This window comes from Ramlibacter sp. PS4R-6, from assembly GCF_037572775.1.
Classification (GTDB): Bacteria; Pseudomonadota; Gammaproteobacteria; order Burkholderiales; family Burkholderiaceae_C; genus Ramlibacter.
Genome location: NZ_JBBHKA010000001.1, coordinates 3,692,934 through 3,707,640, shown reverse-complemented (window position 1 = coordinate 3,707,640; position 14,707 = coordinate 3,692,934). Strand labels below are relative to the sequence as shown.

General features: G+C 68.6%; 17 protein-coding genes. 12 read left to right on the top strand and 5 right to left on the bottom strand.

Annotation, left to right across the window (positions count from 1 at the left end; genetic code table 11):
* Window positions 1–86 precede the first annotated feature (86 nt).
* Window positions 87–719 (top strand): response regulator transcription factor, encoded by a 633-nt coding sequence (locus WG903_RS18505; RefSeq protein WP_340078052.1) that lies wholly within the window; start codon window positions 87–89, stop codon window positions 717–719.
* A gap of 23 nt (window positions 720–742) precedes the next feature.
* Here the strand turns inward: WG903_RS18505 and WG903_RS18500 are convergent, their stop codons facing one another.
* A complete protein-coding gene (locus tag WG903_RS18500; protein ID WP_340078051.1) occupies window positions 743–1,120 on the bottom strand; it encodes a response regulator in 378 nt (125 codons plus the stop codon).
* Window positions 1,121–1,296: 176 nt separating this feature from the next.
* Here WG903_RS18500 and WG903_RS18495 point away from each other — a divergent pair, with 176 nt between their 5' ends.
* The 4 genes from WG903_RS18495 to WG903_RS18480 all read left to right on the top strand — a co-directional run bounded on the left by WG903_RS18495 (window position 1,297) and on the right by WG903_RS18480 (window position 5,978).
* Entirely contained in the window at window positions 1,297–3,456 is a 2,160-nt protein-coding gene (locus WG903_RS18495; protein WP_340078050.1) for an AsmA family protein, read from the top strand.
* 91 nt (window positions 3,457–3,547) lie between these two features.
* Window positions 3,548–3,829, top strand: coding sequence for a UxaA family hydrolase (locus WG903_RS18490; RefSeq protein ID WP_340078049.1), 282 nt, complete (start codon window positions 3,548–3,550; stop codon window positions 3,827–3,829).
* 5 nt (window positions 3,830–3,834) lie between these two features.
* Window positions 3,835–5,010, top strand: coding sequence for a UxaA family hydrolase (locus WG903_RS18485; protein WP_340078048.1), 1,176 nt, complete (start codon window positions 3,835–3,837; stop codon window positions 5,008–5,010).
* Window positions 5,007–5,978: an Ldh family oxidoreductase gene (locus tag WG903_RS18480; RefSeq protein ID WP_340078047.1), complete on the top strand. Its 972-nt coding sequence runs from the start codon at window positions 5,007–5,009 to the stop codon at window positions 5,976–5,978. Before WG903_RS18485 ends, WG903_RS18480 begins: the two co-directional genes overlap by 4 nt.
* On the opposite strand, the gene WG903_RS18475 is transcribed toward WG903_RS18480, so the two are convergent.
* The 3 genes from WG903_RS18475 to gpmA all read right to left on the bottom strand — a co-directional run bounded on the left by WG903_RS18475 (window position 5,973) and on the right by gpmA (window position 9,251).
* The gene (locus tag WG903_RS18475) at window positions 5,973–6,728 is read right to left on the bottom strand and encodes a HesA/MoeB/ThiF family protein (protein WP_340078046.1); all 756 of its coding nucleotides are present in this window, start codon (window positions 6,726–6,728) and stop codon (window positions 5,973–5,975) included. The genes WG903_RS18480 and WG903_RS18475 overlap by 6 nt on opposite strands.
* 64 nt (window positions 6,729–6,792) lie before the next feature.
* A complete protein-coding gene (locus WG903_RS18470; protein ID WP_340078045.1) occupies window positions 6,793–8,232 on the bottom strand; it encodes a S41 family peptidase in 1,440 nt (479 codons plus the stop codon).
* A gap of 272 nt (window positions 8,233–8,504) precedes the next feature.
* The gene (gene gpmA, locus WG903_RS18465) at window positions 8,505–9,251 is read right to left on the bottom strand and encodes a 2,3-diphosphoglycerate-dependent phosphoglycerate mutase (protein ID WP_340078044.1); all 747 of its coding nucleotides are present in this window, start codon (window positions 9,249–9,251) and stop codon (window positions 8,505–8,507) included.
* 93 nt (window positions 9,252–9,344) lie between these two features.
* Between gpmA and WG903_RS18460 the strand changes: the two genes are divergently transcribed.
* The 5 genes from WG903_RS18460 (at window position 9,345) to WG903_RS18440 (ending at window position 12,316) form a co-directional block, all read left to right on the top strand.
* A complete protein-coding gene (locus WG903_RS18460) occupies window positions 9,345–9,752 on the top strand; it encodes a rhodanese-like domain-containing protein (protein ID WP_340078043.1) in 408 nt (135 codons plus the stop codon).
* Window positions 9,753–9,789: 37 nt separating this feature from the next.
* A complete protein-coding gene (grxC, locus tag WG903_RS18455) occupies window positions 9,790–10,047 on the top strand; it encodes a glutaredoxin 3 (RefSeq protein ID WP_340078042.1) in 258 nt (85 codons plus the stop codon).
* A gap of 69 nt (window positions 10,048–10,116) precedes the next feature.
* Window positions 10,117–10,611 carry a protein-export chaperone SecB gene (gene secB, locus WG903_RS18450; protein ID WP_340078041.1) on the top strand — a complete coding sequence of 165 codons (495 nt, stop codon included), beginning with the start codon at window positions 10,117–10,119 and terminating at the stop codon, window positions 10,609–10,611.
* Window positions 10,612–10,618: 7 nt separating this feature from the next.
* Window positions 10,619–11,611, top strand: coding sequence for an NAD(P)H-dependent glycerol-3-phosphate dehydrogenase (locus WG903_RS18445; protein ID WP_340078040.1), 993 nt, complete (start codon window positions 10,619–10,621; stop codon window positions 11,609–11,611).
* A 54-nt stretch (window positions 11,612–11,665) separates the two neighbouring features.
* Window positions 11,666–12,316 (top strand): hypothetical protein, encoded by a 651-nt coding sequence (locus WG903_RS18440; RefSeq protein ID WP_340078039.1) that lies wholly within the window; start codon window positions 11,666–11,668, stop codon window positions 12,314–12,316.
* Here WG903_RS18440 and WG903_RS18435 read toward each other — a convergent pair.
* The gene (locus WG903_RS18435; protein ID WP_340078038.1) at window positions 12,313–12,630 is read right to left on the bottom strand and encodes a thioredoxin family protein; all 318 of its coding nucleotides are present in this window, start codon (window positions 12,628–12,630) and stop codon (window positions 12,313–12,315) included. The genes WG903_RS18440 and WG903_RS18435 overlap by 4 nt on opposite strands.
* Before the next feature lie 94 nt (window positions 12,631–12,724).
* Between WG903_RS18435 and nadC the strand changes: the two genes are divergently transcribed.
* Complete coding sequence (nadC, locus tag WG903_RS18430) at window positions 12,725–13,576, top strand: carboxylating nicotinate-nucleotide diphosphorylase (RefSeq protein WP_340078037.1); 852 nt, start codon at window positions 12,725–12,727, stop codon at window positions 13,574–13,576.
* 9 nt (window positions 13,577–13,585) lie between these two features.
* The gene (gene nadA / locus WG903_RS18425; RefSeq protein ID WP_340078036.1) at window positions 13,586–14,704 is read left to right on the top strand and encodes a quinolinate synthase NadA; all 1,119 of its coding nucleotides are present in this window, start codon (window positions 13,586–13,588) and stop codon (window positions 14,702–14,704) included.
* The last annotated feature ends 3 nt before the right edge of the window (window positions 14,705–14,707 follow it).

Genomic DNA, 14,707 nt, shown 5'->3' with positions numbered 1-14,707 from the left:
CGCATGACACTTACTCCCCGTCACTCTTGTTGTGCATACAATGCCCGCAGGACTCGAGCGGACTCGGGACAAGGGGACGAACAGCCATGATCAGAGTCGGCATTGTCGATGACCACGCCATCGTGAGGCAGGGCCTCAAGCAGTTCTTCTCCGAACAGGTGGACCTGCGCGTGGTCGGCGAAGCGGCCAGCGGCCGCGAGGCCATCGACCTGGTGCGCAATGCGGAGATGGATGTGCTCGTCATGGACCTGTCGATGCCCGGGCAGAGCGGCATCGATGCCCTGGGCATGATCCGCGCCAAGGCGCCCGACGTGGGCATCCTCATCCTCTCGGGCTACCCCGAGGAACACTACGCGATGAACCTGATCCGCCAGGGCGCGAGCGGCTACCTCAACAAGGAATGCGAGCCGATGGAGATCGTCAACGCGATCCGCACCATCGCGCTGGGCCGCCGCTACATTTCGCCCGCGGTGGCCGAGCTGCTGGCGCAGCAGCTCAACCGCAAGGAAGGCGGCGCCCCGCACGAGCAGCTGTCGGAACGCGAGTTCCAGGTGTTCCTGAAGCTGGCCAAGGGCGAGACGGCGGGCGAGATCGCCAAGGCGCTGTCGCTGTCGGTGAAGACCGTGAGCACCTACCGCACGCGCCTGATGGAGAAGATGAACCTCGCCTCCAACAGCGACCTCACCTACTACGCGCTGAAGAACAAGCTCATCGACTGACAGGGCGGCGTCCATGCCTGGCGTCATGTCGCGCTTTGCGCGATGCAGTACTCCACGAGCGCATCGATTTCCCGCGACTTGTCGAACACGGCGTCCGCGCCCAGCTCGGCGCAGCGAACGCGCATCTCGGGTGTCGCGTAGTTGCTGAGGACGACGACGCGCTGCGAAGCATCGCGCTCGCGGCAGGCCTCCAGCACGCCCAGGCCGCTGCCCTCCTTCAGGAAAAGGTCGACGACCGCCAGGTCCCAGTCGCCCCGGCCGTGCGCGGCCAGCCAGCGGCGCGCGTCACCCTCCGTCTCGGCCCAGCCGAGCGAGCGGATGGAGGCAAGTTCTTCGAGGGCGCCGATGAGGTTGTCGCGGATCGTGGCGTTGTCTTCGACGATGTAGGTTCGCAGTTGCACTGGGATGCGCGCGTGGCCGCGCTGCAGACTTTCTTGGGGTCCCCTGGGTCGCGGAAATTGTGCCAGCGCCCCTTCGTGCCCACCGTAGGATGATTCCTACGCCGTAGGCGGGTGCCGACAGGCGCTCGCAAGGCATGCCGACCGCCGCGGCTGCGGCTCACCATGCAGACTGGGCCATGGACCACGCCGCACGCCACCCGCTGTGGGCGAAGCTGCTCGTCGCCTTCGCCGTCCTCGTCGCGGCGCTGGCCTTGCTGCTCGTCTTCTTTCCCTGGGACACGCTGCGCGAGCCCGTGAACCGCTACGTCAGCGAGAAGACGGGCCGCCACTTCGCGATCACGCGCAAGCTGGACGTGAAGCTGGGACGCACGACGCGCATCCTGGCCGACGGCATCGAGTTCGCGAACCCCGAATGGGCGAAGGACCCCTTCCTGGTCAAGGCCGAAGGCGGCGAGGTGCACATTCGCCTGTGGCCCCTGATCGCGCACCGCCAGTTCGTGATGCCGCTGGTGGAGCTGCGCAAGCCGCAGCTGGGCCTTCAGCTGGAGCCGGACGGCAAGCGCAGCTGGGCGTTGGGCCGCGACACCGGCGACAAGGCCAACGTGCCGGACATCGGCGCGCTGGTGGTGGACGAAGGCACGCTGCATTTCGTCGCGCCCGCGCACAAGGCCGACATCGCGACCGAGTTCGTCATCGACGGCCCGCTCACGCTGCGCGACACGACGACCCCCGACGGCCAGGCGCGCCCGGCGCTGCCGCTGCGCTTCAGCGCCAAGGGCACCTGGCAGGGCGAGGCCTTCAGCGCGAAGGGCCGCACGGGCAACGTGCTGTACCTGTCGGCGCCGCTGCAGCATCCCTTCCCGATGGAGATCGATGCGGTTGCCGGCGCGACGAAGCTGGCCGCGCGCGGCGAGATCGCGAGCCTGGCCACGCTGGACGGCGCGAACGCCACGGTGAACCTGCAGGGCCGCAACCTGGCGGAGCTGTACAAATTGCTCGGCGTGGTGCTGCCCGAGACGCCGCAGTACGCGGTGCAAGGCCACGTCACCAAGCGCGGCGAGGTCTGGGACGTGCAGGACATCAAGGGTCGGCTGGGGCACTCGGACGTGGCCGGCCGCCTCGCCTACGACAAGCAGAAGGACGTGCCGCACCTGGTTGGCGCGCTGCGCTCGAACCTGCTGGACTTCAACGACCTCGCGCCGCTGGTCGGCCTGCAGGACAAGCCCCGCGGTCCCAAGGTGGACCAGGTCGAGGATGCGCAGGCGAAGGCGGAAACGGGCAACCCGCGCGCCAAGGCGAAGAAGCCCCCGCGCGACCCCAACCGAAAGGTGCTGCCCACGGCGACGCTGGACCTCGCGCGCCTGAAGGCCATGAACTCCGACGTGCACTTCGTCGCCGCGAAGGTGACGAACGTGCAGCACCTGCCGCTGGACCGCTTCGACCTGCGCGTGCGCCTGCAGGATGGCGTGCTGAACCTGGACCCGATGAAGCTGGGCGTGGCCGGCGGCACGCTCAACGGCGCCTTGCGTATCGACAGCCATGCGAACCCCGCGGTGACCGAGGTGAAGCTGCACGCGCGCGGGCTGGAGCTGCAGAAGCTCGTGCGCGACGCCGAGATCATCAAGGGCAGCTTCGGCAAGATCCACGGCGACATCGAGCTGAAGGGCCGCGGCAACAGCGCGGCCCAGATGCTGGGCTCGTCCACCGGCAACGTCGCGCTGCTGATGGGCAAGGGGCAGATCAGCAACCTGCTGCTGGAACTCGTCGGCCTGGACGGGCGCGAGATCCTCAAGTTCCTGATGGGCGGCGACAGGGACGTGGGCCTGCGCTGCGCCGCGACGTCGTTCGACGTGAAGGACGGCCTGATGACGAGCCGCGCCGTGGTGCTCGACACCACCGACACCATCGTCTACGGCAAGGGCAGCGTGAGCTTCCAGAGCGAGGAGCTCGACATGTGGCTGCATCCCTACCCCAAGGACAAGAGCATCCTGAGCCTGCGCTCGCCGATCAACATCGGCGGCACGCTGGGCGCGCCCAAGGTGTCGCCCGACAAGAAGGCGCTGCTGGCGCGCGGCGCGGCGGCGGTGGCGCTGGGCGCGATCAACCCGCTGCTGGCGCTGGCCGCGACGATCGAGACGGGCCCGGGCGAGGACGCCGACTGCGGCGCCATCCTGAAGGAAGCCGCCAACCCGAACAGCCCCATGCGCGGCGCGACCGAGGCGATGCGCCGGCAGCAGGAAGAGGCCCAGAAGCTGGGCGGGCCGCGCGGGTTCCTCGGCGCGCTGCGCAAGGACAAGCCGACGGCCGAAGAGCCTGCCCTGCCCAAGGGCCAGTAGAACCGCAGCACGCAGAGTTTCTCTCTATTGGTCCCTGGGTCCCCTGCGTTTACGCTGTGTCCTCCGCGTTGGGCGGTTCAACGGAGGCCAAGTGATCCATTTCGTATTGCACGACCCGCGCGACACCGTCGCCGTCGTCGTCGTGGAGGGCGTGAAGTCCGGCAACGAGCTGACGGGCTGGGTGATGGACGAGGACCGGCTGGTGAACGTCGTCGCGCGCCAGGACATCCCCATCGGCCACAAGATCGCGCTGAAGGACATGAAGTCCGGCGACACGGTGGTCAAGTACGGCATCGACATGGGGCGCGTGGTCGAGCCGATCCGCGCGGGCGAGCACGCGCACGTGCACAACATCAAGACGAAGCGGTGGTGAACGGCATGGCAATCATCGACCGCAACACCACCTTCCTGGGCTACCGGCGCGAGAACGGCCGCGTCGGCGTGCGCAACCACGTCATCATCCTGCCGCTGGACGACCTGTCCAATGCGGCGAGCGAAGCCGTGGCCCACAACATCAAGGGCGCGCTCGCCATCCCGCACCCCTATGGCCGCCTGCAGTTCGGCGCCGACCTGGAGCTGCACTTCCGCACGCTGATCGGCACCGGCTGCAACCCCAACGTCGCCGCAGTCGTCGTGATCGGCATCGAGGACGGCTGGACGAAAAAGGTGGTGGACGGCATCGCCGCCACCGGCAAGCCCGTGGTGGGCTTCGGCATCGAGGGCCACGGCGACCACGACACGATCATGCGGGCGAGCAAGGCCGCGCGCGAGTTCGTGCAATGGGCCAGCGAGAAGCAGCGCGAGGCGTGCCCGATCACCGAGCTGTGGGTCTCCACGAAGTGCGGCGAGTCGGACACCACGTCCGGCTGCGGCGCCAACCCGACCGTGGGCAATGCCTTCGACAAGTTGCACCCCCTGGGCACCTACCTGTGCTTCGGCGAGACGACCGAGCTCACGGGCGGCGAGCACATCGTGGCCGCGCGCTGCGCCAACGACGCCGTGCGCGAGAAGTTCATGTTCATGTTCGACCGCTACCAGGAAGTGATCAACCGCCACAAGACCACCGACCTGTCCGAATCGCAGCCGACCAAGGGCAACATCGCCGGCGGCCTGACGACGATCGAGGAGAAGGCGCTGGGCAACATCCAGAAGATCGGCAAGCAGTGCACGGTGGACGGCGTGATCGACAAGGCCGAGATGCCCACGCACCCCGGCCTGTGGTTCATGGACTCGTCCAGCGCCGCCGCGGAGATGGTGACGCTGTGCGCGGCGTCGGGCTACACGGTGCACTTCTTCCCGACGGGGCAGGGCAACGTGATCGGCAACCCCATCCTGCCGGTGATCAAGATCTGCGCGAACCCGCGCACCGTGCGCCTGATGAGCGAGCACGTCGATGTCGACACCTCGGGCCTCCTGCAGCGCGAGATCACGCTCGACCAGGCGGGTGACAAGCTGCTCGAGTGCATGCTGCGCACCGCGAACGGCCGGCTCACCGCCGCCGAGGCGCTGGGCCATCGCGAGTTCGTGCTCACGCGGCTGTACGAATCGGCGTGAAGGTTCCCTTCGACGAAGCCGTGCGGCGCGTGGCGCTGCAGCTGGAGGCCGCCGGCGCGAGCGAGGCGCAGGCCGTGAGCACCGCCCTGGCGCTGGTGCGGGCGGAGGCGCAGGGCATCGGCTCGCACGGCCTGTCACGCGTCACGCAGTACGCAAGCCACTTGCGCAACGGACGTGTCGATGGTGAGGCCGAAGCGGTGATCGCACGTGAGCATGGCGCCGTGTTGCTCGTCGACGCCAGGGATGGCTTCGCGTTCCCGGCCTGCGAGCTGGCGGTCGAACGCGGCTCGCAGCTGGCGAAGAAATTCGGCGTGTGCTTCGCGGGCGTGACGAACAGCCACCACGCAGGCGTGCTGGTCGACCACCTTCGGCCGGCCGCGAAAGCGGGCCTCGTCGGGCTCGCCTTCGCGAATTCGCCGTCGGCCATGCCTGCCGCCGGCGGCAAGCGCGCGATCTTCGGCACGAATCCCATCGCGGCGGTGTTCCCACGCAAGGACCACGACGCGCTCATGATCGACCTCGCGCTATCCGAAACGGCGCGCGGCAAGATCGCCGTCGCGGCAAAGAAGGGTGAGCCGATTCCGCTCGGTTGGGCGCTGGACAGCGAAGGCCGCCCCACGACTGACGCGAAGGCGGCGCTCGCGGGCTCGATGTTGCCGATCGCCGGCGCGAAAGGCGCGATGCTGGCGCTCATCGTCGAGATCCTCGTCACCGCGCTCACGGGGGCACACATCGGCAGCGAGGCTTCGTCCTTCTTCGAGGACGAAGGCAACCGCCCGCGCATCGGCCAGGCGTTCATCCTCGTGAACCCGGGCGCGCTGTCGGGGAACGATGTCTACAACGAGCGCATCGAGGCGCTCATCGCGGCGATGCTGGTGGACGATGGCGTGCGGCTGCCGGGCGAGAGAAGGCTGGCGCTGGAGCGCCGGGCGCGCGAGGAGGGGATCGAGCTGCCGCCGGGCCTATGAGCGCAGCGGCGCGCACACCTCGCACGACGGGTTGCGCGGCACCCGCACTTCGTTCCACGCCATCGCGAGCCCGTCGAGCATCTGCAACCGTCCCGCGAGCGACTCGCCCGTCCCCGCGAGGATCTTCAGCGCCTCGGCCGCCTGCATCGCGCCGATGATGCCCACCAGCGGCGCGAACACGCCGAGCGTGGCGCAGCGCGTTTCCTCGAAGTCCTCGCTGGGCGGGAACACGCAGGCATAGCAAGGCGACTTCGCATCGCGCGTGTCGAAGACCGACACCTGCCCGTCCATGCGGATCGCGGCGCCGGAGACCAGCGGCTTGCGGTGTTTCACGCACGCCGCGTTGATGGCGTGGCGGGTTTTGAAGTTGTCGGTGCAGTCGAGCACCACGTCGGCCTGCGGCACCAGCTCGTCGAGCAGTTGCGCATCGGCGCGTGCGACCACCGGCTTCACCAGCACTTCGGGGTTGATGGCCTCGACGCCTTCGCGCGCGGACGTGGCCTTGGGCTGGCCGACGCGCTGCAGGGTGTGGGCGATCTGGCGTTGCAGGTTGGTGAGGTCCACGCTGTCGTGGTCGACGAGCGTGATGCGGCCGACGCCGGCGGTGCCCAGGTAAAGCATCACGGGCGAGCCGAGGCCGCCCGCGCCGATGACCAGCGCATGCGCATCGAGGATGCGCTGCTGGCCCTCCACGCCGATCTCCTCCAGCAGGATGTGGCGGGAGTAGCGCAGGAGCTGCTCGTCGGTCATGCAGGAATTGTGAAGGGAAAAAGAAAAGCCGCCTTGCGGCGGCTTTCCCGGGATCGCAGAGCGATCAGTTGTCCTTCTTGTCCTGCTTGTTCTCGACGACCTGCGTCTTCGAGACCAGCACCGGCCGTCCCTTGAGCTGGTTGACGGCCTGGGCCAGCTGGAAGTCCTTTTCCGTGCCGTACTCGGGCGCGCGCGGGGTGGGGCCGCCGGCCTTGGCCTGCTCTTCGGCCTTCTTGCGGGCTTCCTCGCGGGCCTTCTCGACGGCCGGGTCCTTGGTCTCGGGGCCCTGGCCGCTGCCGATGTGCTTTTCCAGGTCGGCTTCGCGCGTGCGCAGCAGCGAGAAGACGTTGCCCTCGGCGGTTTCGTCGACCAGCACGTCGGGCACGATGCCCTTGGCCTGGATCGAACGGCCGCTCGGCGTGTAGTAGCGGGCGGTGGTGAGCTTCAGGCCCGTGTCGGGGCCGAGCGGGCGCACCGTCTGCACCGAGCCCTTGCCGAAGGTCTGGCTGCCCAGCACGGTGGCGCGGTGGTGGTCCTGCAGGGCGCCGGCCACGATCTCGCTGGCCGAGGCGGAGCCTTCATTGACCAGCACGACCAGCGGCACGCTCTTGAGCCCGGCGGGCAGGCGGCGCAGCGGGTCGGCCCCGGCGCGGCGCTGGTAGTACTCCGGCGCGGCCTTGTAGGTGAACTTGGATTCGGGCAGCTGGCCGTTGGTGGAGACGACGGTGACGTTCTCCGGCAGGAAGGCCGCCGAGATCGCCACGGCCGCGTCGAGCAGGCCGCCCGGGTCGTTGCGCAGGTCCAGCACCATGCCCTTCATGTTGGGTTCCTGGCGGTACATCTCCTCGAGCTTGCGGACGAAGTCCTCGACGGTGCGCTCCTGGAACTGCGACACGCGGATCCAGCCATAGCCGGGCTCAACCACCTTGCCCTTGACGGACAGCGTGCGGATCTCTTCGCGGGTGATCGTGACCGGGAAGGAGCGGTTCTCGTCCTTGCGGTAGATCGTCAGCATGACCTTGGTGTTCGGCTCGCCGCGCATCTTCTTCACGGCTTCGTTCAGGCTCAGGCCCTTCACGGCCGAGTCGTCGATCTTGGTGATGAGGTCGTTGGGCTTGAGGCCCGCGCGGAAGGCGGGCGAGCCCTCGATCGGGGCGATGACCTTGACCAGGCCGTCTTCCTGCGAGATTTCGATGCCGACGCCAACGAAGCGGCCGGACGTGCCTTCCCGGAATTCCTTGAAGGACTTCTTGTCGAAGTACTGCGAGTGCGGGTCCAGGCTGGACACCATGCCGGCGATCGCGTCCTGGATCAGCTTGTGCTCGTCCACGGCCTCGACGTAGTCGGTCTTGACCATGCCGAAGACGGCCGCGAGCTGCTGCAATTCCTCCAGCGGCAGGGGCGCGAGCGAGCCGCGGGCGACCGTCTGCAACGACACCGTCGTGAGCGCGCCGGCCACTGCGCCTACGGAAATCCAGCCGGCAATCTTGAGTTTGTGGCTCATTAAGAGGGGGTCCTTGGAGGGTCCTGGGAGCACCTGCGGTGCTGCCTCGAAAATATACACCTGAGAAACGGATATGACGCCCGCGTTACCCGGGGGTTCCCGGAACGGTGCTTCCGTAACGTGTAAAAGTCCCGGGGCTGGCGAACTGCAGGGCGCAGCCCCGGGCAGGACCCACTACAGGGTAGGGCCGCCGGGAGCGGGGGTCAGTGAGGGGTCCGGCGGCCCCGTTCCCAATCTAGGCCGCCCGGCGCCGCCGTGGGTAAGCCTTTTCCTTAACCTGCCTTGCCCTGGTTGGCCACCGCCGCGGCCGCCTTGGCGATGGCTTCGGCGTCGCCCAGGTAGTAGTGGCGGATCGGTTTCAGGGCATCGTCCAGCTCGTACACCAGCGGGATGCCGTTGGGGATGTTCAGGCCCACGATGTCGGCGTCGGAAACGCCGTCCAGGTACTTCACCAGCGCCCGGATCGAGTTGCCGTGGGCCGAAACCAGCACGCGGCGGCCGACCTTGAGCGCCGGGGCGATGGAGTCGTTCCAGAACGGCAGCACGCGCGCCACGGTGTCCTTCAGGCACTCGGTCAGCGGGAACTGGCCCTCGGGCACGTGCTTGTAGCGGATGTCGCCGCGCTCGCTGCGGGGGTCGTTCGCGTCCAGCGGCGGCGGCGGGATGTCGTAGCTGCGGCGCCAGACCAGCACCTGGTCGTCGCCGAACTTCTTCGCCGTCTCGGCCTTGTTCAGGCCCTGCAGCGCGCCGTAATGGCGCTCGTTCAGGCGCCACGAGTGCACCACCGGCAGCCAGGTGCGGTCCATCTGGTCCAGCGTGTGCCACAGCGTGTGCGTGGCGCGCTTGAGGACGCTGGTGTAGCAGATGTCGAAGTCCCAGCCCTCCTGGCGCAGCAGGCGGCCGGCGGCCTGCGCCTCCTGGATGCCTTGTTCGGTCAGGGGGACGTCCGTCCAGCCGGTGAAGCGGTTTTCGAGGTTCCAGGTGGACTGGCCGTGGCGGATCAGGACGAGCTTGTGCATGGGAGCTTTCGTTGGAGGCAGGAAGAAAACCCCGGGTGGGCGGGAGCAAAACCCCGCATTCTAGAATCCGGGGCTGCCACCCAAGGAACCCACGTGAAATTTGTGATCGACAACTGGATGCTCATCACCATTGCCCTGACTTCCGGCGCGATGCTGGTGTGGCCCACCATCCAGGGAGCCGGCGCCGGCAGCCTGTCCACCGGCATGGCGGTGCAGTTGATCAACCGCGAGAAGGCCGTCGTGGTGGACGTGTGCGAAACCGAAGAGTTCGCGCAGGGCCACATCGGCGGCGCGAGGAACATCCCGCTGAACCAGCTGGAGCAGCGCCTGCCCGAAGTGGTGAAGAACAAGGGCCTGCCCGTGATCCTGGTCTGCGCCACGGGCGCCCGCGCCAGCCGCGCGGCGGCGGTGGCGAAAAAGCTGGGCTACGACAAGGCCCAGGCGCTGTCCGGCGGACTCAAGGCGTGGAAAGAAGCGAACCTGCCTGTCGAGAAAGCCTGACAAGGCCTCGCAGCAACGACGAACAAGATCGGGAGCCATGCAGTCCGTCAAGATGTACACGACCGCGGTTTGCCCCTACTGCATCCGCGCCAAGCAGATCCTCAAAGCCAAGGGCGTCGCCGACATCGACGAAGTCCGCGTCGACCTGCACCCCCAGGAGCGCTACAAGATGATGGAGATGACCGGTCGCCGCACGGTGCCGCAGATCTTCATCGGCGAGACCCACGTGGGCGGCTGCGACGACCTGGTCGCGCTCGACCACCGCGGGGGATTGGACCCGCTCCTTAAGGGATAATCGCCCTTCTGTCCCGAATCCGGCCCGCTTCGGTTCACCCCGGCGGGCCTTTGCACATCGAGTAAAGCCATGGCCGAGAACACCTTCACGAAAGACTCCCCGAACGCCCCCGTTTTCCAGATCCAGCGCGTGTACCTGAAGGAGGCTTCCCTGGAGCAGCCGAACTCGCCGGCCATCCTGCTCGAGCAGGAGCAGCCCGCGGTCGAGATCCAGCTGGGCGTGGAGGCCAATGCCGCCGCCGACGGCGTGTGGGAGGTGTGCGTGATGGCCACCGTCACCACCAAGATCAAGGACAAGACGGTGTTCCTGGTCGAAGTGAAGCAGGCCGGCATCTTCGAGATCCGCAACGTGCCGCAGGAGCAGGTCAGCCCCATCCTGGGCATCACCTGCCCGCAGATCCTCTACCCCTACCTGCGCGCCAACGTCGCCGACGTCGTCACGCGCGCCGGCTTCCCGCCCGTGCACCTGACCGAGCTGAACTTCCAGGCCATGTACGAGGCCCAGAACCCGCAGTTCCAGAACACGCAGCCGGGCGAAGAGTCCAAGGCCGTCGCCGCGGCCTGACGCGCGCATGAAGATCGCCGTGTTCGGGGCGGGCGCCTGGGGCACGGCGCTCGCGGTGAACGCGGCCGCACGCCACGACGTCGTGCTGTGGGCCCGCGACGCGGCGCAGGCCGATGCCTTGCGCCGCGGCCGCACCAACGCCCGCTACCTGCCGGGCGTCGACCTGCCGCAGCAGGTCACCATTTCCTCCGATGCCGACGTCGTGCCGCTCGCCGCCGCGTGCGAGCTCGCCGTCGTCGCCACGCCGATGGCCGCCTTGCGCGGCATGTTGTCGTCGCTATCGGCGCAGGCCAGCCCGGTCGTCTGGCTGTGCAAGGGCTTCGAATCGTCGGGCGCCGAAGGGCTGTTGGGCCATGAGGTGCAGGCGCAAAGCGCGCCGGCGCTGCGCTGCGGCGTGCTGAGCGGCCCGAGCTTTGCCGAGGAGGTGGCGCGCGGCCGGCCGACGGCCCTCGTCGCAGCGAGCGCGGATGCCGCGGTGCGCCAGCTGCTCGTCGACGCATTCCACAATGACCGCCTGCGCGTCTACGCGAACGACGACGTGCCGGGCGTCGAAGTCGGCGGCGCGGTGAAGAACGTGCTGGCCATCGCCACGGGCCTATGCGACGGCCTGGGGCTGGGCCTCAACGCGCGCGCCGCGTTGATCACGCGCGGCCTCGTGGAGATGACGCGCCTGGGCGTTGCGCTCGGCGCGCGGCCCGAAACCTTCATGGGCCTGTCGGGCCTGGGCGACCTGGTGCTCACCGCCACCGGCGACCTCAGCCGCAACCGCCGCGTCGGCCTGCTGCTCGCGCAGGGCCGCAGCCTCGCCGACGCGACCGCGTCACTGGGCCACGTGGCCGAAGGCGTGCTGTGCGCGCGGGCCGTCGTGGCGCGCGCCGACCGGCTCGGCGTGGAGATGCCGATCGCGCAGGCGGTGGCGGCGCTGCTCGAAGGCAGCGTGAAGCCGCACGACGCCGTGGCTGAGCTCATGGGCCGCGGCCCGGTGCCGGAAACCCGCTAGGAAACGTCCGCGCAACTGCGCTAGCCTGCCGTCTCCAACAACAAGGAGACCCCCATGCGCCGAACCGTCCTCGTTGCCGTCCTCGCCGCCAGCGGACTCGTTGCCGCCTGTGCCTCGATGATGGAAGACAAGTCGATGAGCTTCTTCATCACCAGCGCCAACCCCGGGAAGGGCGGCGACCTCGGCGGCCTCGCGGGCGCCGACGCGTTCTGCAAGCAGCTGGCCACCGCGGCCGGCCAGGGCAACAAGAACTGGCGTGCCTACCTGAGCACGGAGCCCGCCGGTTCGCAAGGCGCCGTCCATGCGCGCGACCGCATCGGCAAGGGCCCCTGGTACAACGCCAAGGGCGAGATGATCGCGGCCAACCTCGACGAGCTGCATGGCAACAACAAGCTCACCAAGGAGACGAACATCGACGAGAAGGGGCAGGTGGTCAAGGGCTTCGGCGACCCTGCGCCCTACGCGCACGACATCATGACCGGCTCCGGGCCTGACGGGCGCGCGGTCGGCGGCGCTACGTGCAACAACTGGACCGCCAGTTCCGGCGGCAGCGCGATGGTGGGGCACCATGACCGCAAGGGCACCAACCCCGACCCGGTGGCCAACGTGTCGTGGAATGCGTCGCACAAGACGGCCGGCTGCAGCCTGCCCGAACTGGCGCGCAGCGGCAGCGCCGGCTACTTCTACTGCTTCGCCGCGCGCTAGTCGATCTGTGCGAGCGCGCCGGCCATGGCGCGCTCGTCGGCGGGGCGCGTCACGCGCGCGACCTCGCGGCCGTCCTTCAGGAACACCAGCGTGGGCCACAGCTTGATGCGAAACGACCGGCCCAGCGGCCGCCCGGGGCCGTCTTCCACCTTGATGTGGCGCACGCCCTCGTGCCCGGCGAAGGCCCTGGCGATGTGCGGCTGCGCGCCCTGGCACCAGCCGCACCAGCCCGTGCCGAACTCCAGCACCACGGGCCCCGGCATGGCATCGACTTCCTCGCGCGTGGGCGCCTCGGCGGTGTAGCTGTCGGTCATGGCGCAACTGTGGCATGAACGGGCCGTGCGCGTGGTCGGAGGGTTTCCCACCCGCCTGCCGGACGGCCACCGGCATTGAAGCTATGCTTCCTGCATGACCTTCGCACCGCCTGAGCTGACGCGCACGGCCGCCGACGATGCGGCGCGCGCCCTGCGCGAGGACGTGGGCGCCGGCGACCTCACGGCTGCGCTGGTGCCGGCCGGCCGCCGGGCCTCGGCACGCATCCTGGCGCGTGAAAGCGCCGTCATCTGCGGCCGCCCCTGGGTGGAAGCCACCGTGAAGCAGGTGGATGCCGCCATCGAGGCGCGCTGGCGCGTCGACGAAGGCGCGCGCTGCGCGGCCAACGACGTCGTGCTCGAACTCGAAGGCCAGGCGCGATCGCTGCTGACGGCCGAACGCACGGCGCTCAACTTCCTCCAGCTGCTCAGTGCGGTCGCCACCAAGACCGCGACCTTCGTCGAGGCCGTGCGCGGCACGCGCGCGGCGATCGTCGACACGCGCAAGACGCTGCCGGGCCTGCGCATGGCGCAGAAGTACGCGGTGCGGGTGGGCGGCGGCACCAACCACCGCATCGGCCTGTTCGATGCGGTGCTGATCAAGGAAAACCACATCGCGGCCGCCGGCGGCGTGCGCGCGGCGCTCGAAGCCGCGCAGCGCGCCGCGGCGGGCGCATCGTTCGTCGAAATCGAGGTCGAGCGGCTCGACCAGCTGCAGGAAGCACTGGCGGCCGGTGCGAAGATGGTCCTGCTGGACAACATGGACATCCCCACCCTGCGCGAAGCCGTGCGCATCAACGCCGGCCGCGCCATCCTCGAGATTTCCGGGGGCGTCACGCTCGACGGCGTGCGCGCCCTCGCGGAAACGGGCGTCGACCGCATCTCCATCGGCGCGCTGACGAAGGACGTGAAGGCCACGGACTTCTCGATGCGCTTCACCGGCATCTGAAGAGACGACATGGCAGCCGTCATCCCCATCAAGGAAGTGGAATACGAGCACCCGCTGCCGGCGGGCACCTGCGACACGCGCTTCGCGTGGGCGCGCGTGCCGGCCGAGCCCTCGCAGGACGAGCGCGCGCAGCTGAAGGACAGGATCAGGCGCCTGCTGAAAGAGCGCAACGCGGTGATGGTGTCGCACTACTACGTGCACCCGGACCTGCAGGACCTGGCGGAGGAGACGGGCGGCATCGTCTCCGATTCGCTGGAGATGGCGCGCTTCGGGCGCGACCACCCGGCCACCACGCTCGTCGTGTCGGGCGTGCGCTTCATGGGCGAGACGTCCAAGATCCTGTCGCCGCACAAGAAGGTGCTGATGCCCGACCTGGACGCCACCTGCTCGCTCGACCTGGGCTGCCCGGCCGACGAGTTCTCGGCGTTCTGCGCGCAGCACCCGGACCGCACGGTGGTTGTCTACGCGAACACCAGCGCCGCCGTGAAGGCAAGGTCCGACTGGCTCGTCACCTCCAGCTGCGCGGTGGACATCGTGCGCGCACTGGCCGGCAAGGGCCACAAGATCCTGTGGGCGCCGGACAAGCACCTGGGCCACTACATCCAGCGCGAGACCGGCGCCGACATGGTGTTCTGGAACGGCTCATGCATCGTGCACGACGAGTTCAAGTCGTTCGAGCTGGAAGCGCTGAAGAAGGAGCACCCCGGCGCCAAGGTGCTGGTGCACCCGGAGTCGCCGGCGGAAGTGGTCGCGCTTGCCGATGCGGTGGGCTCCACCTCGGGCATCCTGAAGGCCGCGAAGGAGATGGACGCGAAGGAGTTCATCGTCGCGACCGACAACGGCATGATGCACAAGCTGCGCACCCTCAACCCCGGCAAGGTGTTCTACGAAGCGCCGACGGCGGGCAACAGTGCCACGTGCAAGAGCTGCGCGCACTGCCCGTGGATGGCGATGAACGGGCTGGCGGTGCTGGCGCACGTGCTCGAGACGGGCACCAACGAGATCTTCGTGGACGAAGCCATCATCGACCGCGCACGCGTGCCGATCGACCGCATGCTCGCTTTCACGGCCGCACTCAAGAGCGGCAAGCCCGCCGGCAGCCTCGTGCCGGACATCGGCGCGGCGTGACAG

What these genes read in the sequence shown, in the direction of transcription:
- WG903_RS18485 (WP_340078048.1), top strand. Translation starts at nt 3,835, where the DNA reads ATGGCAATCATCGACCGCAACACCACCTTCCTGGGCTACCGGCGCGAG.
- WG903_RS18470 (WP_340078045.1), bottom strand. Translation starts at nt 8,232, where the DNA reads ATGAGCCACAAACTCAAGATTGCCGGCTGGATTTCCGTAGGCGCAGTG.
- WG903_RS18445 (WP_340078040.1), top strand. Translation starts at nt 10,619, where the DNA reads ATGAAGATCGCCGTGTTCGGGGCGGGCGCCTGGGGCACGGCGCTCGCG.
- WG903_RS18475 (WP_340078046.1), bottom strand. Translation starts at nt 6,728, where the DNA reads ATGACCGACGAGCAGCTCCTGCGCTACTCCCGCCACATCCTGCTGGAG.
- WG903_RS18440 (WP_340078039.1), top strand. Translation starts at nt 11,666, where the DNA reads ATGCGCCGAACCGTCCTCGTTGCCGTCCTCGCCGCCAGCGGACTCGTT.
- gpmA (WP_340078044.1), bottom strand. Translation starts at nt 9,251, where the DNA reads ATGCACAAGCTCGTCCTGATCCGCCACGGCCAGTCCACCTGGAACCTC.
- WG903_RS18505 (WP_340078052.1), top strand. Translation starts at nt 87, where the DNA reads ATGATCAGAGTCGGCATTGTCGATGACCACGCCATCGTGAGGCAGGGC.
- WG903_RS18495 (WP_340078050.1), top strand. Translation starts at nt 1,297, where the DNA reads ATGGACCACGCCGCACGCCACCCGCTGTGGGCGAAGCTGCTCGTCGCC.
- nadA (WP_340078036.1), top strand. Translation starts at nt 13,586, where the DNA reads ATGGCAGCCGTCATCCCCATCAAGGAAGTGGAATACGAGCACCCGCTG.
- grxC (WP_340078042.1), top strand. Translation starts at nt 9,790, where the DNA reads ATGCAGTCCGTCAAGATGTACACGACCGCGGTTTGCCCCTACTGCATC.
- nadC (WP_340078037.1), top strand. Translation starts at nt 12,725, where the DNA reads ATGACCTTCGCACCGCCTGAGCTGACGCGCACGGCCGCCGACGATGCG.
- secB (WP_340078041.1), top strand. Translation starts at nt 10,117, where the DNA reads ATGGCCGAGAACACCTTCACGAAAGACTCCCCGAACGCCCCCGTTTTC.
- WG903_RS18435 (WP_340078038.1), bottom strand. Translation starts at nt 12,630, where the DNA reads ATGACCGACAGCTACACCGCCGAGGCGCCCACGCGCGAGGAAGTCGAT.